This is a genomic window from Exiguobacterium acetylicum (assembly GCF_022170825.1).
GTDB classification, from domain to species: Bacteria; Bacillota; Bacilli; order Exiguobacteriales; family Exiguobacteriaceae; genus Exiguobacterium_A; species Exiguobacterium_A acetylicum_B.
In genome coordinates, this window is the sequence record NZ_CP081878.1 from 2,018,510 (window position 1) to 2,041,421 (window position 22,912).

Here is a 22,912-nt window from a genome sequence, read left to right on the forward strand (position 1 = left end):
AATGTTTGAAAAGAAGTTTTTTGAAAAAAAGGGTAATGAGATGTTAATATTCTGTTTTTTATTCCCTTTTCTTATAAAAATGATAAATAATACCTAGTCAAACAAAAAAGACCTAGTGCTTAACTAGGTCTTCTCTCTATTAGCAGCAACTTCCTTTTTTTAGTTCGATTTAATTCGTTCTAATTCATATAGGAAGTTGTCGTTTAAGATTTTAATGTACGTCCCCTTCATTCCGAGTGAACGTGACTCGATGACACCAGCACTTTCGAGCTTACGAAGCGCGTTGACGATAACGGAACGCGTGATACCGACGCGATCCGCAATCTTTGAAGCGACGAGTAACCCTTCATTTCCTTCGAGTTCTTCGAAGATATGTTCGATTGCTTCGAGTTCAGAATAAGACAATGAATTGATTGCCATCTGGACGACTGCTTTCTTACGTGCCTTATCTTCTGCCTCGTGTGCCTTCTCACGCAGGATTTCCATCCCAACGACTGTTGCACCGTACTCAGCAAGCACAAGATCTTCTTCGTTGAAGTCTTCCACCATACGACCAAGGACAAGCGTACCGAGGCGTTCGCCACCACCGATGATGGGTACGATCGTCGTTTTCGACGTTTCGAACGTATCACGGTTGTCGACTGGGAATGCCGTATGTTCGCTATCGATAGCGATGTTTGCTGTCGTTTCAGTGACGTTAAACAATTTTTTCGTATAATCTTCCGGGAATTGACGTTCTTCTAAGAAACCACGGACCCGGTCATTTTCGATTTGTTGTTTGATTGCGATACCCAGTAACTTACCGCGCCGACTTACGATGAACGTGTTTGATTCCATGACTTCACTGAGACGGTCAGCCATGACCTTGAAATCAACATGTGTGCTCGCTTCCTGTTGTAACATCGTATTCAGCTTCCGCGTTTTCGCCAATAAATTCATTTTTTCTTCCTCCACTTTATAAGATGAACTGACTTAAGTCACGATCATCTGCTACTTTTCCAACTCGATCCGTCACGTATTGTGGCGTGATCGTCACATCCGTTTCCGGCATGTCTGCTGCTTCGAAGGATAATTCTTCGAGGACGCGCTCCATGATCGTATATAAGCGCCGTGCTCCTATATTATCCGTCTCATCGTTCACTTGTGCAGCAATCCGTGCGATTTCACGAATGGCTTCTTCTGTAAAGGTGACATGAACGTGTTCTGCCCCTAGTAATGCTTTATATTGTTTGAGTAATGCTTGATTCGGTTCAGTCAAAATTTTAACAAAGTCATCTTCTGTCAAACTGTCGAGTTCGACACGAATCGGGAAACGCCCTTGAAGTTCAGGAATCAAATCAGATGGTTTTGCCATATGGAACGCACCTGCAGCGATGAACAGGATATGATCCGTCTTGACTGGTCCATATTTCGTAACGATCGTTGATCCTTCAACAATCGGTAAGATGTCACGCTGAACACCTTCTCGTGAAACACCAGCAGAGTCATGTCCTTTTGTCGCGATCTTATCGATCTCATCGACAAAGATGATTCCCATCTGTTCCGCACGACGCACTGCTTCGTCATGGACTTCGTTCAAGTCAAGTAGTCGTTCCGCTTCTTCTGCTGTCAAAATTGGACGTGCTTCCTTGACTGTGAGTTGACGCTTCTTCGTTTTCTTCGGCATGACTTGTCCGAGCATGTCCTGAAGATTCGCGAGCCCTTCCATCCCTTGTTGCCCTGAGAACAAGTCAACTTGACGTTCTTCGACATCGACCTCAATCATCCGATCTTCAAGTTGACCCGTCAGCAATTGCTGGCGAAGTAGCGAACGGTCGGCTGTCGCTTCCGATGTATCCGGCTCTTGCTGTTTTTGATTCCCGCCGAACAACATTTCAAATGGATTCGTTCCGCCACCAAGACCAGATGATGCTTTTTTCCCAGACAACGCATCAACGATTCGCTCATTCGCTACTGCTTCCGCTCGATCTTTGAGCGCTTCTTTTTTCTCATCTTTAACAAGTCGAAGAGAAGCTTCCACCAGATCACGCACCATTGATTCCACGTCACGACCGACATATCCTACCTCAGTGAACTTCGTCGCTTCAATCTTGACAAACGGTGCCCGGACAAGTTTTGCAAGTCGTCGTGCAATCTCTGTCTTTCCGACACCAGTCGGTCCGATCATCAGAATGTTCTTCGGTGTGACTTCATCTCGCATCGATGCATCGAGCAACTGTCGACGGTATCGATTTCGTAAAGCAATCGCCACCGCTCGTTTTGCGTCTGCTTGCCCGATGACATGTTCATTTAACTTTTCGACGATTTGTCTTGGTGTCAATTCATGCATGGTCGTTGCCTCCGATCGTTTCTAGGATGATTTGATCGTTCGTAAAGACACAGAGTTCCCCAGCTGTTTCAAGAGCTGCTCTTGCAATTTCTTCTGCTGTAAGATGACTGGCATGTCGAGCTAACGCACGACCTGCAGCAAGCGCATAGTTACCACCTGAACCGATGGCGAGAATACCATCGTCCGGTTCAATGACTTCACCGTTTCCGGATACGAGTAAGAGATGTGTACCATCCATGACGAGTAAGAGTGCTTCTAATTGACGCAACATCTTATCTCCTCGCCATTCCTTTGCTAGTTCAACTGCTGCCCGTTGTAAGTTCCCGTTATACATTTCAAGTTTTGCTTCGAATTTCTCAAAGAGTGTAAACGCATCTGCAACACTTCCTGCAAATCCGGCAATGACTTTGCCACCATAGAGGCGCCGTACTTTTTTCGCACTTTTCTTCATGATGACTTGGTTTCCGAAAGTCACCTGTCCGTCCCCGCTCATCGCGGATTGTCCGTTATGTTGAATCGCAAAAATCGTCGTTGCATGAAACATGAATGTTTCCTCCCTTAGGCACGAGGATGTGCTTGTTGATAAACATGTCGCAATCGTTCAGTCGTTACGTGTGTATACTGTCCGGTCGTCGACAGCGATGCATGACCTAGTAACTCTTGGACGGCTCGCAAATCGGCGCCTCTCTCCAGTAAATCCGTAGCGAAACTATGACGAAGTGCATGTGGTGTCACATGTTTCCCAACGAGCTGTTCCCCTTTTTTCATGATCTTTCGAATCGCATCCGTCGTTAATCGACGCCCTGAATGAGACAAGAACAACGCTTGTTCATGACCTGCGATTGGATCTCGTGATGGTAAGTATCGTTCTAATGCTTCTTTTGCAAAGGTTCCGATTGGCGCGATGCGCTCTTTCCCACCTTTTCCATACACATGAACGTAGGAGTTGTCAGAAGCGAGGTCACGAAGATCAAGATGAACGATCTCGCTGACACGCATCCCCGTCGCATATAACAGTTCCACTAGCGCCACATTCCGGTTACCGAGCGTATCGCTCGATCGAAAAGCATCGAGAAAACGTTCATATTCCGTTGGCACGAGGAAGGTCGGAAGTCCTTGTTGTCGTTTTGGTGCTTTTAATCCATCGAATGGATTCGGTTCATCGGTGTCACGTGTCAAAAAACGACCAAATTGTTTGAGGCAGGAAACTTTTTGTGCAATCGTCGCCCGCGCCAGCTCCTGATCGTAAAGAGCATACAAATAACGCCGTGCACTTGCCAATTCAATCGATCGTAATTGATGATCGCGGCAAAAAGCGGCGTATTGTCGAAGTGTTTGATCATAAGAGCGACCTGTATTCGGAGATAATTGACGTTCAATATGAACATACCGCATAAAATCTTCTAGCAGTCGCTCAAAAGCAGTGTCTATCCCCATGAATGCGCCCCCTTCTGACCATTTCATTCTCGAATCGCCCTTAGCATAGCACAGACCAAGTAGTCTGACAATAGACCAAAAACCGAAAAATTAACGAAATTATCGCGCTTTTGTGACAAATTAAGAAATGGGGAGAAAGAGCGCTGAATCACGCCTTTCTCCCCATCAAAAATCACATATCCGTGAAATCTTTGATTGCTTCAAGTGCTCGCTCTGCGTAGAGCGCATACTTCTCTGGTTTTTTCATCCGAACCGGGTGACCGACGAGTGCCGGCACCAATCCGAAGTTGGCATTCATTGGCTGGAAGTTCTTCCCTTCCGTCGTCGTGATATAGTGCGACATCGCACCCATCATCGTCTCTTGCGGGAACGTTACCGGTTCCGCCTCATTGATGAGACGCGCCGCGTTGATCCCTGCTGTCAAACCGGATGCTGCAGACTCGACATACCCTTCAACACCTGTCATTTGCCCAGCGAAGAACAAGTCGTCACGTGTACGTGTCTGATACGTCGGTTTTAACAAGTTTGGTGAGTTAACGAACGTATTACGATGCATGACACCATAACGGACGATTTCTGCATTCTCAAGACCAGGAATCAGTCGGATGATTCGTTTTTGTTCGCCCCATTTTAAATGCGTCTGGAAACCAACGAGATTGAATAGTGTTCCAGCTGAATTGTCCTGACGTAACTGGACGACAGCATAAGGTCGTTTACCTGTCTTCGGATCTTCGAGTCCGACTGGCTTCATTGGTCCGAACAAGAGCGTTTTCGGTCCGCGTGAAGCGAGAACTTCAAACGGCATACAGCCTTCGAAGTAGATCTCTTTTTCGAATTCCTTGAGTGGAACGACTTCTGCATTGATTAACTCATCGTAGAAGACTTGGAATTCTTCTTCCGTCATTGGGCAATTCAAGTAGGCTGCTTCACCCTTATCGTAACGTGATTTCAAGTACACCTTCTCACGATCGATTGTATCTCCATCAAGAATCGGTGCCGCTGCATCGAAGAAGTACAGATAATCTTCACCCGTGAATTGTTTGAGTGATTCCGATAATGCCGCACTCGTCAACGGGCCAGTTGCGACGATTGTTGGACCGTCTGGAATCGCTTCGATTTCTTCATGATGGACCGTGACGTTCGGATGGTTTTTCAACGTTTCCGTCACGTATCCTGCGAAGTCATGCCGGTCGACGGCAAGTGCGCCACCTGCTGGGACGCTCGCTAAGTCTGCTGCTTTCATGATCAAGGAATCGAGCTGACGCATCTCTTCCTTTAAAACACCAACGGCATTCGTTAACTGGTTTGCTCGAAGTGAGTTCGAACAGACGAGTTCAGCGAATTGGTCTGTGTGGTGCGCGGGTGTCTGCTTGACAGGCCGCATTTCATATAAATCTACTTGTACGCCGCGTTTTGCAAGTTGCCATGCTGCTTCAGAACCTGCAAGTCCCGCGCCGATTACCGTTACACGTTTCAACGGTCATTCCTCCTCTTGCTCCTGATCGATGCGTGTTTCATGATGTCCACAAGATGTACATTCTACTTTCACACCGTTCTTGATTTTCTTTTGTACCATCATACTGCTACAAACCGGACATGGTTCTTCGACCGGTTTATCCCATGAGACGAACTCACACTCTGGATAGTTCGAACAACCGTAGAACAAACGACCTTTTTTACTCCGTCGTTCAACGATGTCACCTGTTCCACATGTCGGACACTTCACACCAATCTCAACTTGGATCGGTTTCGTGTTGCGACATTCTGGGAAGTTCGAGCACGCCATGAACTTGCCGTAACGTCCCATTTTAATGACCATAGGATGACCACAGACTTCACAATCTTCCCCAGCTGGTTCATCTTTGATTTCAATCTTTTCGATCTCTGCTTCTGCTCGTGTCAGACGCTTCGCAAACGATTTGTAGATCGGATCAACGACTTCCGTCCACTGCATATCACCTTTTTCAATCGCATCGAGTAACGCTTCCATGTCTGCTGTGAACTGGACCGTGATGAATTCTTGGAAATAGTCACTGATCATGTCGATGACGAGTTCCCCAAGTTCTGTCGGTAAGAATTTCTTCTCTTCGAGCGTCACATATCCACGCTTTTGAATCGTATCAAGCGTTGGGGCATACGTCGACGGACGACCGATCCCGAGTTCTTCCATTGCTCGGACGAGACGTGCTTCCGTATAGCGTGGTGGCGGTTGTGTGAAGTGTTGTTTCGGTTCGATCGCTGACTGCTTCAATTCCTCCCCTTCATCGAGTGGAGGAAGTAACCCTTCCTTAACGTCAGTGACTGCTTCATCATCCGTATCTTCGATGTAGACTTTCATGAAGCCCGGGAATTTAACCGTCGATCCGTTCGCACGGAATGTGACGTCGTTCGATACGAGATCAATTTTAACGGTATCGAGAATCGCCGGTGCCATCTGACTCGCAACGAATCGTTCCCAAATTAATTTGTATAGGCGGAACTGATCACGTGAGAGATACGATTTGACGAGTTGCGGCTCGCGCATCGTTGAAGTCGGACGGACTGCTTCGTGCGCATCCTGTGAGTTTGCTGACTTCTTCTCTTTGCGTTTCTCACTTGCGATATATTCTTTTCCGTAAGCTTGTTCGATGAAACCATGCGCTTCAAGATTCGCTGTCTCAGACGTCCGGGTCGAATCGGTACGCATGTACGTAATCAAACCGACTGTTCCTTCTTTTCCGATCTCGATTCCTTCGTATAGCTGTTGCGCGATCATCATCGTCTTCTTCGCCCGGAAATTAAGTTTACGCGCTGCTTCTTGTTGCAAAGAACTTGTCGTAAACGGTAATGCTGGATTTCGCTTCCGTTCTTTTTTCGTGACCGAATCGACCGTGAAGTCTTCCGAGAGTTGATTCAAGATTTGATCGACTTCTTCTTGCGAATGAAGTTCACGTTTCTTGCCATCGACTCCATAGAAGTTCGCTTCAAGCTTTTCACCGTTTGCATCAAGCTCTAGTTTGATCGTCCAGTATTCTTCTGGCATGAACGCATTGATTTCTTGTTCCCGATCGATGATCATCTTAACAGCAACCGATTGAACTCGTCCTGCAGACAATCCTTTTTTAATCTTTTTCCATAATAACGGACTCATGCTGTAACCGACAAGGCGGTCCAAGATACGACGTGCTTGCTGTGCATCGACAAGATCATAGTTGAGCTTGCGTGGTCGCTTGAACGAATCCTTGATAGCATCCTTCGTGATTTCATTGAAGACGACGCGGCATTCCGTTGACTCATCAACACCTAGTGCTTTTGCTAAATGCCATGCGATCGCTTCCCCCTCACGGTCGGGGTCGGCTGCGAGATAGATTTTTTGTGCTTTTTTCGCAGCTGTCTTTAGTTCTTTTAAGACCGGACCTTTACCACGGATCGTGATATATTTCGGTTCATAGTCATGTTCGACGTCGACTCCCATTTGGCTTTTCGGCAAGTCAATGACGTGCCCCATCGACGCTTTCACGGTATAGTTGGATCCGAGATAACGTTTAATGGTTTTTGCCTTAGCGGGTGACTCGACGATTACTAGATATTTTGCCATTGCAATCGCTCCCTATTAGAGGCGTACTCGTATTTTAATCTCACTTATCATAGTAGTCTCGATTCCCATTTGTCAACGTTCAGCCGAATACTTTTTGAAACTTCTTCCGGATCAAGGAGTGGAATCGCTCCTTCTGCGATCAATTGATTCGTTCCTGTAAAGAACGATTCAGTCGGGCAACCAGGTAAACAATAGACATCTTTTCCTTGATCGAGGGCGTGACCTGCTGTGTTCATCGTACCACTTCGTTTTGCTGCTTCAGCGATGATCAACGACGAAGACAATCCGGCAATGATTCGGTTTCGTTCTAAAAATTGAAATTTTTGAATCGGTGTTCCGGGTGGATATTCCGAGAGAAGGAGACCGTGTGAGAGGATACGTTCAAAAAGAGTAGAATGGGAAGTAGGATACAGGCGATCAAGTCCTCCAGCGAGAACAGCAATCGTTTTCTGTTGATGTTTTAAGGAAAGGCGATGAACGAGGGCATCAATACCATACGCTCCACCGGAGACGGTGACGAGATCTGGATGAAAGAAAGGTTGCAGGAAACGCATACGGGAAAGATGTTGCGGTGAAGGGGTTCGGCTACCGATGATACTGACGCGTGGAAGAGTCAGGCAAGAGGGATCACCGCGATAAAAGAGGGCATAGACCGGTTGAGGAATCGTAAGTAACATCGCCGGAAACAGCGGATCGCCTTTGACTAAAATCGACTCCTCGATCTGCTCTAGATGTAGTGCTTGTTCATAACGATTTCGAAGACGTTTAGACACAGGCAGTTCATGACTTGGAACGATTCCGAATTGCTCAATCAACTGGACGATCGTGTACGGTACCTGACACATCGCGAAGCGGACATACAGTTCACGTTTCATTAGACCAACGCTCCTTATTATATAGAAGAAAGCCGTCCTGATTTGATCAGGACAGCTTCTTTTTTTGAATTATTTGACTGTGCTGTTTGTTACGCACTCGTCATAGATACCTGCTTCTTTAATGACACGGATTAACGTCTCACCAATGATTGCTGGTGTTTCTGCTACTTCGATTCCGTTTGCACGGAGTGTCTTGATTTTTTCAGCAGCTGTACCTTTACCGCCAGAGATGATCGCACCTGCGTGACCCATCCGTTTACCAGCTGGAGCCGTTTGACCGCCGATGAAGCCGATAACTGGTTTCGTCATGTTCGCTTTGACCCATTCAGCAGCTTCTTCTTCCGCTGTTCCACCGATTTCACCGAGCATGATGACTGCTTTTGTTTCTGGATCTTCGTTGAACGCTTTGAGCGTATCGATGAAGTCTGTTCCGTTGACTGGGTCTCCCCCAATACCGACAGCTGTCGATTGACCGATACCTGCTGTCGTCAATTGATGGACAGCTTCATATGTCAATGTCCCAGAACGCGAGACGATTCCGACATGACCTGGTGTATGGATATATCCTGGCATGATACCAAGCTTCGCAACACCTGGAGTGATGACGCCTGGACAGTTTGGTCCGATGAGACGAACTGGCTTGCCATCAAGGTAACGTTTGACTTTGACCATATCAAGCACTGGAATACCTTCTGTGATACAGATGATCAGCGCGATGTTCGCATCTGCTGCTTCCATGATTGCATCCGCTGCGAATGCTGGTGGTACGTAGATGATTGATGCGTTCGCACCCGTTTTTTCGACCGCTTGTGCGACCGTGTCAAAAACAGGTACACCGCCGAGTACTTCCGTACCGCCTTTTCCTGGTGTAACACCGCCTACGAGGTTTGTTCCGTAGTCGATCATCTGTTCACCATGGAACATTCCTTGGTTACCTGTAATCCCCTGAATAATAACTTTCGTCGATTCGTTCACCCAAATACTCATCTTTAGCTCCCCCTTACTTCACGAGCGCAGCGATTTTTTCTGCGCCGTCTGCCATTGATGTAGCTGCTGTAATCGCTAGACCTGAATCTTTGAGAATTTGTTTCCCTGCATCAACGTTCGTACCTTCAAGACGAACGACGAGTGGAAGTTCGAGTCCGACTTCTTTTGTCGCCGCTACGATACCTTCTGCAATGACGTCACATTTCATGATTCCACCGAAGATGTTGACAAAAATCCCTTTAACGTTCTCATCTGATAAGATCAGTTTGAATGCTTCTGTAACTTTCTCTTTTGTCGCACCACCACCGACATCGAGGAAGTTCGCAGGATCACCACTGAAGTGTTTGATGATATCCATCGTTGCCATGGCAAGACCTGCACCATTGACGAGGCAGCCGATGTTTCCATCAAGCGCGATGTAGTTCAAATCACTCTTCGACGCTTCGACTTCACGTGGATCTTCTTCTGTTTCGTCACGTAACGCTACGATATCCGCATGACGATACAACGCGTTCGAGTCAAAGTTCAACTTCGCATCAAGCGCGATGACTTCGCCATCCTTCGTCGTGACGAGTGGGTTGATTTCTGCAATCGAACAATCCTTGTCGACGAAGAAATTATAGAGTTTCGTGACCATACCGACGAACTTGTTGACAAGCTTCACTGGAACACCCATTGCGAACGCGAGTTTACGCGCTTGGAACCCTTGAAGACCGACTGCAGGATCGACGACTTCTTTAATGATTTTTTCTGGTGTCGCTTCCGCCACCTCTTCGATGTCCATACCACCTTCACTTGAACCCATGATGACGACGCGACCTGTCACACGATCAAGTACGATTCCAAGATAGTATTCTTTGTCAATCGCACAGCCTTCTTCGACGAGAAGACGTTGAACGACTTTTCCTTCTGGACCTGTTTGGTGCGTGACGAGCGTTTTGCCGAGTAACTCCGTCGCATATTCCTTCACTTCTTCTTGCGATTTTGCAAGCTTGACGCCACCTGCTTTACCGCGTCCCCCCGCGTGAATTTGAGCTTTGACGACTTTAATCGGGCCTGACAATTGTTCTGATGCATCGACCGCCTCTTCGACGGTGAAGGCTGCGATTCCGTTTGGTACGGGTACACCGTACGAACGAAGTAATTCTTTTGCCTGATACTCATGTACATTCATGAAAAAATCCCCCTTAACCCCTTTAGTTTCGGCTCTTTCATTGTAGTTAAAATTGGAAGCGCTGTCTATCGTTATCGACCGAAAGCTTTATTTTTTCAGAATTTCCTCTTGATCGAGACGATATAAAAAGGCAAATAACTCGGCGATGACACCATATAATTCTTCCGGAATCTGTTCTGATACTTGGACAGCATCGAGTAACGTCATCAACGTTTCATCCTGTCGAATCGGAATATCATGTTTTAATGCTTCTTCTAAAATCCGTTCAGCGATATGTTCCGATCCTTTAGCGACGACTTTTGGGGCATGCATCTGTTCTTCGTAAGATAAGGCAATCGCTTTTTTCATATATGAAGATCCACCCTTCCGTTGCGCGTCGAGATATCATGCGGGACACGCTCTTTCTTCTGTTCGACCCAATCGAATCGCGTCAACGTATAGCCCTGTTCCTCGAGTCGTGCTTGAATCTGAGGTGTATAAGCTTGCATGAACGTATCGACATGCGCATTTGGATGAAACACAGAAATCGAGACGTTCCGATCTGCAATCAAGACGTCAACAGCGACCTCGCCAAGCCGTGGTAATTGTAAATACAAGACGACTCGGGCATGATTCGGATCAAACGTTCGTTCGAACGGCGCTTCCATTATGAGATCAACATCTTCAAACGGTCCAAACTGAGGTAATTGAAATAAATAAACTCCTTTACCGGCTTCGTTCGTTGCTTGAACGAGTTGTTGCGCTAAAATTTGATCGCTTGTCTTTCGATCAAGCGTTCGACCTATCTCGTCCCCCTTTGCCAATTGAACGAGTTCCGTAAGAGCGTGCTTCAACTGCTTCGCTTCTCCTTCCGTCACGGGTTGACCGATTTGCCTGAGTAGTTCCCGTGTTTCTACAGTCGGTACAGTCTGACGTTGTAAAAAGGAATCAAGTAGCTGCGGTAAAGCCGACTTTTGCGGAACCGTCTCGGTCGAGATGATTTTTAGGACCGGTTGCCCTTCTGCTGACACGACTTGAAAACGATACATATTGCCTTCTTTTAGTTCAGCAGTCGTCCCTGCCGTCAAAACACGTTGACCGACTTGTAGTTCCATCAATCCGTCTGGTAGAAGTTTTAACACTTTACCGACGATATTCGCACCTTCACGTAACGGTAGGTTCGCATGATCGATGATTTTAAAGGGTAGTAAGGCACGATGTTCGATTTGCATGATCGTTTCCTCCTAGAGGCGTTCTTTAACAGGGCGGAATGTTTTCCGATGGATCGGTGTCACTCCCAATGTATCGAGTGCCTGTAAATGTGTCGGTGTTCCGTAGCCTGCGTGTGTTTCAAATCCGTATCCCGGATAGTTAATCGCATATTCTTCCATCATTGCATCGCGTGTCTCTTTCGCAACGACACTTGCTGCTGCGATGGAAACACTTCGGGCATCTCCTTTGATGAGAGACTGTTGTGGTGTATCGCCTTCAAGTGTCATCGCATCAACGAGTAAGGCATCCGGTTGCAATTGACGGACAGCGTTTTGCATCGCCTGTTTTGACGCTTGATAGATGTTGATTTCGTCAATTTCAGCCGGTTCGATGATTCCAATCGCAATCTCAGCCACTTCTTGTAGATGTTTCAGTGCCGTTTGTCGCTGTATTTTACTCATCTGTTTCGAATCCGTTAGTCCCGGGTGATAGAAACCTTCTGGTAAGATAACCGCTGCCGCGACGACGGGACCAGCTAGTGGACCTCGTCCGACTTCGTCAACCCCGGCAATTCGCACGTATCCTTGCTGACGATACTGTTCCTCGAATGCGAGCCGTTCTTTGAAATCCATTCGTTGTTGCTCCTCGAGCGCGAATCGTCTTTCTGTCTGACGAAACAGTGTATGCACCCCTTTTCGCGCATCTGTCGCAAGTTCCTGCTTCAATTGAATAAATTCTTTTAGTGTTGCCTCGTGCAATCGCTGTTTCAATTCTGCTATGTTCATACATCCTGCTCCTTTGAAAAAAACTTGGACATCAAAAGATGTCCAAGTCCGTTATTCATTCGTTTCCCACTCTTCGACCGTTTCAAGTGTCACACGACCAAGCTTTTCCGTCCGTAGCTCATGCAGAAGCATTTCGCTCGTCCGCTCGAAATCGACATACCCACCTGAGACGAAGCCACGTTTTTTACCGATTGCTTCGAGTACGTCGACCGCTTCTCCTGATACTTCATCGAGTCGATAACGCTCACGTAACTGCTCCGGATACCGCGTCTTTAGCTCACGAAGAGCAAATAGCGCGATGTCGTCGATGTTTAAGATATCATCCTTGATCGCACCGGTAGCGGCTAGACGGTAGCCGACGACTTGATCGTCGAACTTCGGCCAGAGGATACCTGGTGTATCAAGTAATTCCATCTCACCTGTTTTCATCTTGATCCATTGTTGGCGTTTCGTCACACCCGGACGGTCACCGGTAATCGCGATGTTCCGACCAGCGAGTCGATTGATGAGCGTCGATTTCCCGACGTTTGGAATGCCGATGATCAAGGCACGGATCGCACTCGGATTCCGACCTTTTTCTCGCATCCGTGCATGCTTTTCTTTCATTAAACGTAATGCACCTTCATGGATTTGATTCAATCCTTTGTTATGCTTTGCGTCAACCGCAACGACATCGACACCATCTGCTCGTAATGCGTTCATCCATTGTTCCGTCAATCGTTTATCCGCCATGTCGGCCTTATTGAGGACGATCAGTCGTGGCTTACCTGCTGTGATCTGTTCGACCATCGGATTACGGCTCGACATCGGAAGACGTGCATCGACAAGTTCGATGACCACATCAATCAACTTTAATTTTTCTGTGACTTCCCGACGTGCTTTGGCCATGTGACCGGGGAACCATTGAATCGTCATATCCTTCACCTCGTTCATATATTCCTGGACTTCTTGCTGATCATACGATACCCGAAAAAACATCCACTCCCTAGTATACGCAACTTCAGACAAGAAAAGAAGATGAGGTGCTTACTTTTCACGGTAAGCGTCTCATCTTCTTTCATTTTAATCGACAGAGCGCAAGTCGTTGAATGGGTAGAAAACGAAGTTCGTCGTTCCGACGATTTGATCCTCATCCACAAAACCGATATCGCGACTATCTTTTGAATTTTGACGGTTGTCTCCCATGACGAAGACTTTTCCTTTTGGAACGGTCGTTTCTCCCGTTCGCTCTTCAAGCGTGAAGTCTTCCGTCAACGGTACACCACTCATCTGAGCTTTGTATTCTTTCAAGTACGGTTCGGCGACTTTTTTATCGTTGACATACAACGTATCGTCTTTGTAATACATCGTATCTCCCGGAACAGCGATGACACGTTTGATGTAGTCTCGTGTTTCTGTTGCATGGAAGACGACGATATCGCCTCTTTCTGGTTCATTAAAATAGTATGGGACCTTATTGACGATCATTCGATCCGCATTGTGTAAGGTTGGCATCATCGATTCCCCATCAACGATGACGGGTACGAACAGGAATGTTCGAATGATGAACGCGATGACGAGCGCTACGACGAGCGCCTTTACCCAACTGAATAACTCCTTCACGAATTCCACTCCCTTGATTAACGCAATTTCTTCCTAAGGACTAGTATACGCATAAACGACAAAAAAAAGAAGCTTGTCCGGAGACAAGCCACTTTTTCACATGATTAACGACGGATTTCTTTAATACGCGCCGCTTTACCACGAAGGTTACGGAGGTAGTAAAGTTTCGCACGACGGACTTTACCGTAGCGAACGACTTCGATTTGTGCAACACGTGGTGAGTGGAGCGGGAAAGCACGCTCAACGCCAACTCCGTAAGAAATTTTACGGACTGTGAATGTTTCACTGATGCCGCCACCGTGACGTTTGATGACTACGCCTTCGAAAAGCTGGATCCGCTCACGCGTACCCTCGACGACTTTAACGTGTACACGGACTGTATCCCCAGGACGGAACGCAGGGACGTCTGACTTGATTTGTTCTTGTGTAAGTTCACGGAACAATTGTTGTGTGTTCATGAATGATTTCTCCTTTTTTCACCAATGTTCTTATCTTCATTTGCTTCAAGCATCCGACAGCGGAACATCGTTAATGGGTGGCTTTTGCCACATGTTTTAACTTATCATAGATTCAGTCGTTTGACAATCCTGAAATCGAGTCTAAATAACGCCGATCTTCTTCCGTTAACGGTGCATCCATGAGGAGATCAGGTCGACGCTCATATGTCCGCTTCAGCGACTGTTCACGCCGCCAGCGAGCAATTCGAGCATGATCACCGGACAAGAGGACATCTGGTACACGATGTCCTGCATATTCAGCCGGTCGTGTGTAATGTGGGTACTCGAGAAGACCTGTCGAGAACGAATCATCTTCGTGACTCGCAGACGCACCGAGCACGTCCGGTAAGAGACGGACGACGGCATCGATCATCGTCATCGCAGCAAGTTCTCCTCCGGTTAAGACGAAATCTCCAAGTGAAACCTCATCCGTTACAAGCTGATCATGGATTCGTTGATCAAATCCTTCATAGTGACCACATAAAAAGACCAGTTCTTCTTCTTTTGCCCATTCTTCTGCCATCCGTTGCGAAAATCGTTTTCCGGTCGGTGTCATGACGATGATCCGTCTTTTGCGTTCCGGTAAACTCGCCATCGCATCAAAAACGGGTTGCGGTGTCAACAGCATACCCGCTCCCCCACCGTACGGATAATCATCGACCTTGCCATGACGATTCGTCGAGAAGTCACGAAAATTAATCGTTTCGAGACGGACGCGCTCATCATCTTGTGCTCGCTTGACAATCGAATGATCGAGCGCTGAAAACATCTCCGGAAACAGCGTCAACACACGGATGTTCATTCCTCAATCAGTCCTGGAAGCGGTGTGATTTGGATGCGTTTCTGCTCCACATCGACGGAAGCAACGACTTGTTCGATATAAGGAATCAAGACATCTTTCTTTCCGTCCCGTTTGATCGTCCAGACATCGTTTGCGCCTGTCTCGAGAATATCGGATACGACCCCGATTTTCGTCTCACCATCGTAGACCGTACAACCGATGATTTCATGATAATAAAATTCATGTTCGTCTAAGTCCTGCAAGTCTTCTGCGTGGACATAGAGTTTCAATCCTTTGTACTTCTCGACGTCATTGATATGATGCATTCCTTTGAACGTCACCATGATGAATTGTTTATGCTTTCGGTAGCCACTGATCGTCACCGGCGTATAGGTGCCTTCAGAACCAAGAAAGACTTCTTTCCCGACCTTAAAGCGTTCTTCCGGGAAATCCGTGCTTGCGAGTAACTTCAGTTCCCCTTTTAGACCATGCGTATTGGCGATTTTCGCAATTTCCAACCATTCCATTCGTTTCACTTCCTTTCTTGAATTAAAAAAAGGAGGTAAGCTTTCGCTCACCTCCTAACGTCTTACTTCGCGAGTTTCGCGTTGTGGAATTTCTCCATGATACCAGCTTGTGAGAAGAGGTTACGAACTGTGTCCGAAGGTTTAGCACCTTCAGAGAGCCATTTAAGAGCTAGCTCTTCGTTGATTTTAACTTCTGCTTCTGGTTTAGCAACTGGATTGTAGTATCCGATTTGCTCGATGAAACGACCATCACGTGGTGCACGTGAGTCTGCTACTACCACACGGTAGAAAGGTGATTTTTTTGCGCCCATGCGCTTAAGACGAATTTTAACTGCCATTCGTAAGTCCCTCCAAATAATAAATAATTTTTTCGTTTAGTCAAATTGACAACTTCATTAGTATACAACGTTACAGCAAAAGAGAAAAGACTTTTAAAAGAATGGAAGACCAAAGCCTTTCTTTTTCCCTTTGCCCATCTGTCCGGAAAATTGTTTCATCATTTTCCGCATGTCTTCAAACTGTTTAATGAGACGGTTGACTTCTTGAATACTACGTCCACTACCACGGGCAATCCGCTTCCGGCGACTCGCATTCAAGATTTCAGGTTCAGTCCGCTCTCGCTTCGTCATCGATTGGATAATCGCTTCGACATACACGAGTTGCTTCTCATCGATTTGGGCGTTTTTCAACCCCTTCATCTTCCCTTTGCCTGCCCCAGGGATCATTCCCAACAGTTCGTCGAGTGGACCCATCTGTTTCACTTGCTGCAACTGCTCGATGAAATCATCGAATGTAAACGATGCATCGCGCATTTTGCTTTCTAACTCTTTGGCACGCGTAGCGTCCATTTGTGACTCTGCTTTTTCAATCAGCGTCAGCATGTCTCCCATGCCTAAAATCCGAGACGCCATCCGCTCGGGATAGAATGGTTCGATGGCATCGAGCTTCTCTCCAAGACCGACGAATTTAATCGGTGCTCCGGTGACTGCCTTGATGGAGAGTGCTGCACCACCTCGCGTATCTCCGTCGAGCTTCGTCAGAACGACTCCCGTCACGCCAAGTTTCTCGTTGAAACTCTCTGCGACGTTGACGGCATCCTGACCCGTCATCGAATCGACGACAAGGAAGATTTCATGCGGTTTGGCAATTTCCTTCACATCAACGAGTTCCTGCATCAGTTCCTCATCAACATGTAGGCGACCTGCCGTATCGATCAACACGATATCGTGATGATGCTCTTTTGCATAATCGAGTGCACCGGTAACAATTTCTTGCGGACTGACCTGATCTCCCATTGAGAAGACCGGTAACTCCAATTGTTTTCCGAGTGTCTCTAATTGTTTGATTGCTGCCGGACGATAAATATCCGCTGCAACAAGCAAAGGACTACGATTATGTTTTTTACGTAAATGATTGGCAAGTTTACCAGTTGTCGTTGTTTTACCTGCCCCTTGCAGACCTGTCATCATGATGACGGTCGGTGGACGGTTCGCAAGCGTCAATGGCGACACTTCCGCACCCATCAGATTCGTCAGTTCATCATGGACGATCTTGACGACTTGTTGTCCTGGCGTCAAAGACGTCATGACATCCTGTCCGACGGCACGTTCCTTTACATCATTTACGAATTGTTTGACGACCTTGAAGTTAACGTCAGCTTCGAGTAACGCTAAGCGAACTTCGCGCATCATCTCTTTGACGTCTGCTTCAGAAATCTTACCTTTACCTCGCATTTTAGCGAGACTGGCTTGAAGCCGTTCCGATAATCCTTCGAATGCCATTAAGAATGCCTCCTACTCTAATTGCTCCAATGTCTCAATGATCACTAGGGCTTCACCCGGAAGGTCACATTGCTTTAGCTGGTCGAGCAACTGTTTTCGCCGTTCATGTTTCTTAAACAGAGATAATCGTTCCTCATATTGCTCAAGCATGGCTTCCGTGCGTTTTATGTTGTCGTAGACTGCTTGTCGGCTGACTTCAAACTCATCGGCGATCTCACCTAAGGAAAAGTCATCTAAGTAATAGAGTGACATATAGTTCCGTTGTTTTGGTGTCAAAAGCTCCTGATAAAAGTCAATCAGATAGTTCATCCGGTTCGTTTTATCAAGTGTCATCCGAGCACCTCCGCAATGTTAAGTGAAATTCCTTTACAGATAGTATAGTACAGCCCTCACAGTGTGTTGTCAAGTTTTTTTCTTTACATGAAACGTCGCTTATTCTGCGCTTTCTTCCGTGTCGACGTTTTCCTTTTCTTCAAAGACATCGCCGAACAGTCCATACACGAATTGTTCTGCATCAAACGGTTGCAAATCATCGATTTTTTCACCGAGACCAACAAACTTGACTGGTAGATTCAGCTCGTTCTTGATCGCAAGAACGATCCCGCCCTTCGCTGTCCCGTCAAGCTTCGTCAAGACGATTCCGCTGACGTTCGTCGCTTGTTTAAAGGCTTTTGCTTGCACCATCGCATTTTGCCCTGTTGTTGCGTCAAGTGCCAGTAACACTTCATGTGGCGCTCCTGGAATTTCACGTTCGATGACGCGTTTGACTTTCTCGAGCTCGTTCATCAAATTGACCTTATTTTGAAGGCGTCCTGCCGTATCACAAATCAGGACGTCGACTTTACGCGCTTTTGCTGCTTGAACGGCGTCGTAGACGACAGCAGCTGGGTCCGATCCTTCCCCTTGGCGAATGACCGGTACACCAGAGCGTTCGCCCCAGACTTGCAACTGATCGATCGCACCTGCACGGAATGTATCCCCCGCTGCTAACATGACACTCTTACCTTCTTGTTTCAATCGGTTCGCAAGTTTCCCAATCGTCGTCGTCTTCCCGACACCGTTGACACCTACGAAAAGGATAACGTTCAATTCGTGATCAAGATCAAGTGCCGTCTCTTCCTCTTCGACTAACATGTTCGCGACAACTTCAACGAGGACGTCTCGGACTTGTTTTGGATCTTTGACGTTACGGCGTTTGACTTCTGTTTTTAACTCCTCGACTAAATCCATCGTCGTCGTTACACCGACGTCGGCTTGGATTAAGACTTCTTCTAATTCTTCGAAGAAATCTTCATCGACTTCGCGGAAGCGGTAGACGAGATCATTGACGGCACTAGCTAGTCCGTCACGTGTCTTCGTCAAGCCTTCTGTGAATTTAGTCGTGACTTCTTGAGTCGAAGTCGTCAAGCGGTCTTTCAGTTTTTTAAAGAAACTCATCGTTTAATCTCCTTTGGTTCTTCACTTAATGTACGTCGTGCCTCTTCTAGTTTAACGGATAACACTTCAGATATCCCGTTTTGCTGCATCGTAACGCCATATAGAACGTCTGCCGCCTCCATCGTCCCTTTCCGATGGGTGATGATGACGAACTGTGTATCGCGTGCTAGCTGATGGACGAACTCTCCAAATCGAGCGACGTTTGCTTCGTCAAGCGCTGCTTCGACCTCATCGAGCACACAGAATGGTACGGGGCGAGTCTTTAGAATCGCGAATAATAAGGCGATTGCCGTCAAGGCACGTTCTCCGCCTGATAAGAGCGACAGATTCTGCAACTTCTTCCCTGGTGGTTTCGCAACGATATCAATCCCACTCGTCAACAAATCACTTGGATCAACGAGGACTAGATCGGCTTCTCCGCCACCGAACAACTCGCGGAATGTTTCCCGGAAGTGCTCACGGACAGCATCATACGTTTGACGGAACAACCGAATGACTTCTCGGTCCATCTCTTCGATGACGCCATAGAGATCCGTTTTAGCAGCGACAAGATCATCACGTTGCGCTGATAGGAACGTAAACCGTTCATCGACTTCTGCGAATTCCTCAATCGCACCGATGTTGACGATGCCAATCTCTTCAAGTTGGCGTTTAAGCAGGTGAATTTCTTCTTTCGCCTCTTCATACGGTAAATCGAGCGGTGCAATCAACTCGAGCAGTAATCCCATCTCGTCGAGCATTTCTTGTCTTGTTTCAAGACGTGTACTCGTTTTTCCTTGCGCAAGACGCAGTTGCTCAAGCGTCTGTTTCGTCGTTTGTTGATCGTCTTTTGTCTTCGCTTCACGAATCCGGATCAATCGCAGAGATTCCGCCTGCACTTGAATCCGTTGTCCGATTGCGACGAGATCCGCCTCGACTTGTTGTTGTTTTTGCTCCTGTTCACGCTGTTCTGCGTGCAGAGCATCGATTTTCGCCTCATCGAATCCTTCGAGAACATGACGCAAGTCGCGTCGTTTATGTCCGCGTTCGAGTTTTGCGTGGCTCATCTGTTCCGTCAGACGTTCGATATCTTGAGTAAGCTGCGCTTGTTTCATTTGAATCGTCCGCTCTTCGAGAACCGCCTCAGCCTGTTCCTTCTTCAGTTCGTCCATCGTGACGGCACCACGGGCTTGGGCATCCTTCAGACGATCCAGAGCTTGTCTGAGCTCTATTTGACGCGCCGTCCATGTCGCAATCTCGACTTCGGACGTCTCGATGATCCGACGTGCTTCTTGTTCTTGTTCAAGCACGCGTGCCATCTGCCGATCTTCAACCGATAATTCAGACGTCATGACGGCGAGATGACGGTTGGCATCAGCTAACGTATCGCGCGACTGTTCCAGTTGTCCTTGTAATGTTTGGATTGTTTCCGTGCGCGTTCGTGCGGTAGCGTCAAGCGTCTGAATCGCCTCTCGAAGATCTTCTAAGCGGCGCATCTGCTCACGAATGACAGCTTGCCCACGCGTCAGTCCCTCTTTTAACTCTTCGAGCTCACGCGTTTGACTGAACAATGGTGTACCTTTTTTACGACTTCCGCCGGTCATCGTTCCGCCGACGTTAACGACGTCGCCTTCAAGCGTGACGAGACGATAACGATGGCCTGTCGAACGGGCAATTTGGTTTGCCTGTTCAAGCGACTCGACGACCAGTGTCGTCCCGAGTAAGTTCATCTTTAACTTCGTCAACGTCTCGTCGGTCGTCACGAGATCACTCGCAATCCCGACGAATCCAGACATTCCACCGACTTGCTCTCGCACCGAACGGTTAACTTCCCGCGCTTGAAGTGATGCGAGCGGCATGAACGTCGCGCGACCTGCATTTAATCGTCTGAGTTCCTGAATCAAACGACGACCGGTCGCATCGGTATCAACGACGATATTTTGCATTGCTCCACCAAGCGCTGTTTCGATCGCCGCTTCAAAGCGCGCTGGTACCGAAATCAACTCCGCAACCGCTCCGTGGATTCCTGGATGATGGTCCCGTTGTTTTAAGATTGTCTTAACGGCACCGAAATAGCCGCTATAATCCGCTTTGACGGATTCGAGGAACTCAATCCGGTCTTCCGTCTTATGGCGACGGCGTTCTAAATCAGCAACGGATTGTTCAACTTGACGTAATACGTGTTGTTGTTCGTTTCTCGCCGTAAGTGCCGTTGCCTCTTCCTCTGTTGCTTGATCCAGTTTCGTCCGAATCGAAGCAACGTCCGCTTCTAGTCGAGCGACGTCTTCTTCCAGCTGACGACGGGTCGACTGCTTCGAACCACTATCTGCCGTAAAGGTGCGTTGCTGTTCTTGCGCCTGTGCGAGATCTTGCTTCGCTCGATTGAAAGCGTTATTCGTCGCAGCCAACCGGCTTGCCACTTCAAAGGCTTCTGAGCGTAATTCCTCAGCTTCTTTATCAAAGTCACGATCTGTTTGCGTCAGCGCTTGATCAGCACGTTCTCGCTCAGCCGTGATCCGTGTTGCTTCCTGATCGACTTCTGCTTGGCGTGCTTGAAGTGCTGCTAATTCTAATTCTAACTCTTTGACACGCTCTTCCATGACAGCGACTTCTTGCTCAAGTCGCTCCTTCGTCTCGGTACCATGTTTTTCACGCTCTTTTGCTAAGTTGAGCGCTCCCTGGATCTCGACGAGTCGAGTCGAGACATGTCGGAGTTGTTCTTGTAAGTCATTTTCGCGTTGTCGCTCTTCTTCGAGCGTCGTCTCTTGCGTCTCCCGCGAAACGATCGTCTCTTCGTAGGTCGTCTTTTGGAGCGCAAGTCGTTCTTCACATTGCTCGATGTCATGCGCCAATGTTTCAAGTTCCGTCTGATACGTCGTGATTTCCTGTGCGAGAATGCCACGTTCTAATTCGTCATGACGTTCGCGAGCGACGAGATACTCTTTTGCGAGCGCCGCTTGTTCGCGTAATGGCTCGATTCGACCACCAAGCTCATATAAAATATCATCGACACGTGATAGATTCGTTTCTGTATCACTTAGTTTCCGTTCTGCTTGTTTCTTCCGGTGGCGGTATTTCAAGACGCCTGCTGCTTCCTCAATGACAGCACGACGTTCTTCCGGTTTCCCCGAAATGACTTGTTCGACTCGTCCTTGTCCGATGATCGCAAACGCGTCACGGGACAGACCAGTGTCCATGAATAGATCGAGAACGTCCTTCAGGCGACATGGTTTTTTATTTAAAAAATAATCACTATCTCCATTGCGACTGACACGTCGCGTGACGCTAATCTCTTGATAAGGTAACGCGACCGTTCCTGACTCATTGTCTAAGACGAGTGTCACCTCAGCAAATTGTTTCCGATGTTCGGATAGACTACCAGCAAAAATGACATCTTCCATTTTTGCTCCACGCAGCGACTTCGCCGATTGTTCTCCGAGCACCCAGCGGACAGCGTCCGATATATTTGATTTCCCACTTCCGTTCGGTCCGACGACTGCCGTGACACCTGGAAGGAATTCTAGTTCAGTTCGACTAGCAAAAGATTTGAAGCCATTGATTTCAATTCGTTTTAAGTACATCTTGATCACCCGTATGTTTAAATTTCTTTTGAATTTCTTTCAGTTTACCATAGCCGAAACGCTAGCAACATGATAGGTTTTAAGGTAGTATCACGCGAAACAAGAAGAAGAGGAGCGAATAACACGATGACAATTGAACAAATGATTGAAGCGATCTTAGATAAATTGAACATCATCAATAAAGGGGTCATTAAAGCAGACCAGTTCGACGGCTCAAAAAACGAAGACTTAAAAGAGATTTATGAGTTCGTCATGATGCGAGACTCGTTGTCTCTCGCAGAAGTTGACGCAATCGTCGACGAATTGAAATCCCTTAAGACTGTCTAATTGAGCGAGCATCACACGATAAAAGCCGATCATCTCTCACGCGTT

The 22,912-nt window shown here is 47.3% G+C and carries 23 protein-coding genes; 1 reads left to right on the forward strand and 22 read right to left on the reverse strand.

Annotation, left to right across the window (positions count from 1 at the left end):
• Positions 1-159: 159 nt before the first annotated feature.
• The 22 genes from codY to smc all read right to left on the reverse strand — a co-directional run bounded on the left by codY (position 160) and on the right by smc (position 22,540).
• The gene (gene codY / locus K6T22_RS10735; protein WP_023468725.1) at positions 160-939 is read right to left on the reverse strand and encodes a GTP-sensing pleiotropic transcriptional regulator CodY; all 780 of its coding nucleotides are present in this window, start codon (positions 937-939) and stop codon (positions 160-162) included.
• A 16-nt stretch (positions 940-955) separates the two neighbouring features.
• On the reverse strand, positions 956-2,329 hold the full coding sequence (gene hslU / locus K6T22_RS10740) for an ATP-dependent protease ATPase subunit HslU (protein ID WP_035406964.1): 1,374 nt from the start codon (positions 2,327-2,329) through the stop codon (positions 956-958).
• On the reverse strand, positions 2,322-2,873 hold the full coding sequence (gene hslV, locus K6T22_RS10745) for an ATP-dependent protease subunit HslV (protein WP_023468727.1): 552 nt from the start codon (positions 2,871-2,873) through the stop codon (positions 2,322-2,324). The genes hslU and hslV overlap by 8 nt, the downstream gene beginning before the upstream one ends.
• Positions 2,874-2,887: 14 nt before the next feature.
• Positions 2,888-3,793: a tyrosine recombinase XerC gene (locus K6T22_RS10750; protein WP_238237078.1), complete on the reverse strand. Its 906-nt coding sequence runs from the start codon at positions 3,791-3,793 to the stop codon at positions 2,888-2,890.
• 145 nt (positions 3,794-3,938) lie between these two features.
• A complete protein-coding gene (gene trmFO / locus K6T22_RS10755; protein WP_238237080.1) occupies positions 3,939-5,243 on the reverse strand; it encodes an FADH(2)-oxidizing methylenetetrahydrofolate--tRNA-(uracil(54)-C(5))-methyltransferase TrmFO in 1,305 nt (434 codons plus the stop codon).
• A gap of 3 nt (positions 5,244-5,246) precedes the next feature.
• The gene (gene topA / locus K6T22_RS10760) at positions 5,247-7,343 is read right to left on the reverse strand and encodes a type I DNA topoisomerase (RefSeq protein ID WP_238237083.1); all 2,097 of its coding nucleotides are present in this window, start codon (positions 7,341-7,343) and stop codon (positions 5,247-5,249) included.
• A gap of 47 nt (positions 7,344-7,390) precedes the next feature.
• Positions 7,391-8,218 carry a DNA-processing protein DprA gene (dprA, locus tag K6T22_RS10765; protein ID WP_238237090.1) on the reverse strand — a complete coding sequence of 276 codons (828 nt, stop codon included), beginning with the start codon at positions 8,216-8,218 and terminating at the stop codon, positions 7,391-7,393.
• A 69-nt stretch (positions 8,219-8,287) separates the two neighbouring features.
• Positions 8,288-9,205, reverse strand: coding sequence for a succinate--CoA ligase subunit alpha (gene sucD, locus K6T22_RS10770; RefSeq protein ID WP_053453797.1), 918 nt, complete (start codon positions 9,203-9,205; stop codon positions 8,288-8,290).
• Between the two features lie 13 nt (positions 9,206-9,218).
• Positions 9,219-10,379, reverse strand: a complete 1,161-nt coding sequence (sucC, locus tag K6T22_RS10775; RefSeq protein ID WP_050677483.1) for an ADP-forming succinate--CoA ligase subunit beta — start codon at positions 10,377-10,379, stop codon at positions 9,219-9,221.
• An 87-nt stretch (positions 10,380-10,466) separates the two neighbouring features.
• The gene (locus K6T22_RS10780; protein ID WP_238237092.1) at positions 10,467-10,727 is read right to left on the reverse strand and encodes an EscU/YscU/HrcU family type III secretion system export apparatus switch protein; all 261 of its coding nucleotides are present in this window, start codon (positions 10,725-10,727) and stop codon (positions 10,467-10,469) included.
• Positions 10,724-11,590, reverse strand: a complete 867-nt coding sequence (locus K6T22_RS10785) for a flagellar hook-length control protein FliK (protein WP_238237094.1) — start codon at positions 11,588-11,590, stop codon at positions 10,724-10,726. Before K6T22_RS10785 ends, K6T22_RS10780 begins: the two co-directional genes overlap by 4 nt.
• A gap of 12 nt (positions 11,591-11,602) precedes the next feature.
• The gene (locus tag K6T22_RS10790) at positions 11,603-12,355 is read right to left on the reverse strand and encodes a ribonuclease HII (RefSeq protein WP_238237095.1); all 753 of its coding nucleotides are present in this window, start codon (positions 12,353-12,355) and stop codon (positions 11,603-11,605) included.
• A 51-nt stretch (positions 12,356-12,406) separates the two neighbouring features.
• A complete protein-coding gene (ylqF, locus tag K6T22_RS10795) occupies positions 12,407-13,270 on the reverse strand; it encodes a ribosome biogenesis GTPase YlqF (protein WP_050677486.1) in 864 nt (287 codons plus the stop codon).
• Positions 13,271-13,417: 147 nt separating this feature from the next.
• Complete coding sequence (gene lepB, locus K6T22_RS10800) at positions 13,418-13,957, reverse strand: signal peptidase I (RefSeq protein WP_050677487.1); 540 nt, start codon at positions 13,955-13,957, stop codon at positions 13,418-13,420.
• A gap of 104 nt (positions 13,958-14,061) precedes the next feature.
• Positions 14,062-14,415 carry a 50S ribosomal protein L19 gene (gene rplS / locus K6T22_RS10805; RefSeq protein WP_023468738.1) on the reverse strand — a complete coding sequence of 118 codons (354 nt, stop codon included), beginning with the start codon at positions 14,413-14,415 and terminating at the stop codon, positions 14,062-14,064.
• A gap of 112 nt (positions 14,416-14,527) precedes the next feature.
• The gene (gene trmD, locus K6T22_RS10810) at positions 14,528-15,256 is read right to left on the reverse strand and encodes a tRNA (guanosine(37)-N1)-methyltransferase TrmD (RefSeq protein ID WP_238237096.1); all 729 of its coding nucleotides are present in this window, start codon (positions 15,254-15,256) and stop codon (positions 14,528-14,530) included.
• Positions 15,253-15,762, reverse strand: a complete 510-nt coding sequence (gene rimM, locus K6T22_RS10815) for a ribosome maturation factor RimM (protein ID WP_023468740.1) — start codon at positions 15,760-15,762, stop codon at positions 15,253-15,255. The genes trmD and rimM overlap by 4 nt, the downstream gene beginning before the upstream one ends.
• A 62-nt stretch (positions 15,763-15,824) precedes the next feature.
• Positions 15,825-16,100 carry a 30S ribosomal protein S16 gene (rpsP, locus tag K6T22_RS10820; RefSeq protein WP_023468741.1) on the reverse strand — a complete coding sequence of 92 codons (276 nt, stop codon included), beginning with the start codon at positions 16,098-16,100 and terminating at the stop codon, positions 15,825-15,827.
• A gap of 93 nt (positions 16,101-16,193) precedes the next feature.
• On the reverse strand, positions 16,194-17,543 hold the full coding sequence (ffh, locus tag K6T22_RS10825; protein ID WP_023468742.1) for a signal recognition particle protein: 1,350 nt from the start codon (positions 17,541-17,543) through the stop codon (positions 16,194-16,196).
• Between the two features lie 12 nt (positions 17,544-17,555).
• Positions 17,556-17,876 carry a putative DNA-binding protein gene (locus K6T22_RS10830; RefSeq protein ID WP_023468743.1) on the reverse strand — a complete coding sequence of 107 codons (321 nt, stop codon included), beginning with the start codon at positions 17,874-17,876 and terminating at the stop codon, positions 17,556-17,558.
• Positions 17,877-17,975: 99 nt separating this feature from the next.
• Positions 17,976-18,980, reverse strand: a complete 1,005-nt coding sequence (ftsY, locus tag K6T22_RS10835) for a signal recognition particle-docking protein FtsY (protein ID WP_023468744.1) — start codon at positions 18,978-18,980, stop codon at positions 17,976-17,978.
• Complete coding sequence (gene smc, locus K6T22_RS10840) at positions 18,977-22,540, reverse strand: chromosome segregation protein SMC (protein WP_238237100.1); 3,564 nt, start codon at positions 22,538-22,540, stop codon at positions 18,977-18,979. Before smc ends, ftsY begins: the two co-directional genes overlap by 4 nt.
• A 126-nt stretch (positions 22,541-22,666) precedes the next feature.
• Between smc and K6T22_RS10845 the strand changes: the two genes are divergently transcribed.
• Entirely contained in the window at positions 22,667-22,867 is a 201-nt protein-coding gene (locus K6T22_RS10845; protein ID WP_029342093.1) for a DUF1128 family protein, read from the forward strand.
• Positions 22,868-22,912: the final 45 nt, after the last annotated feature.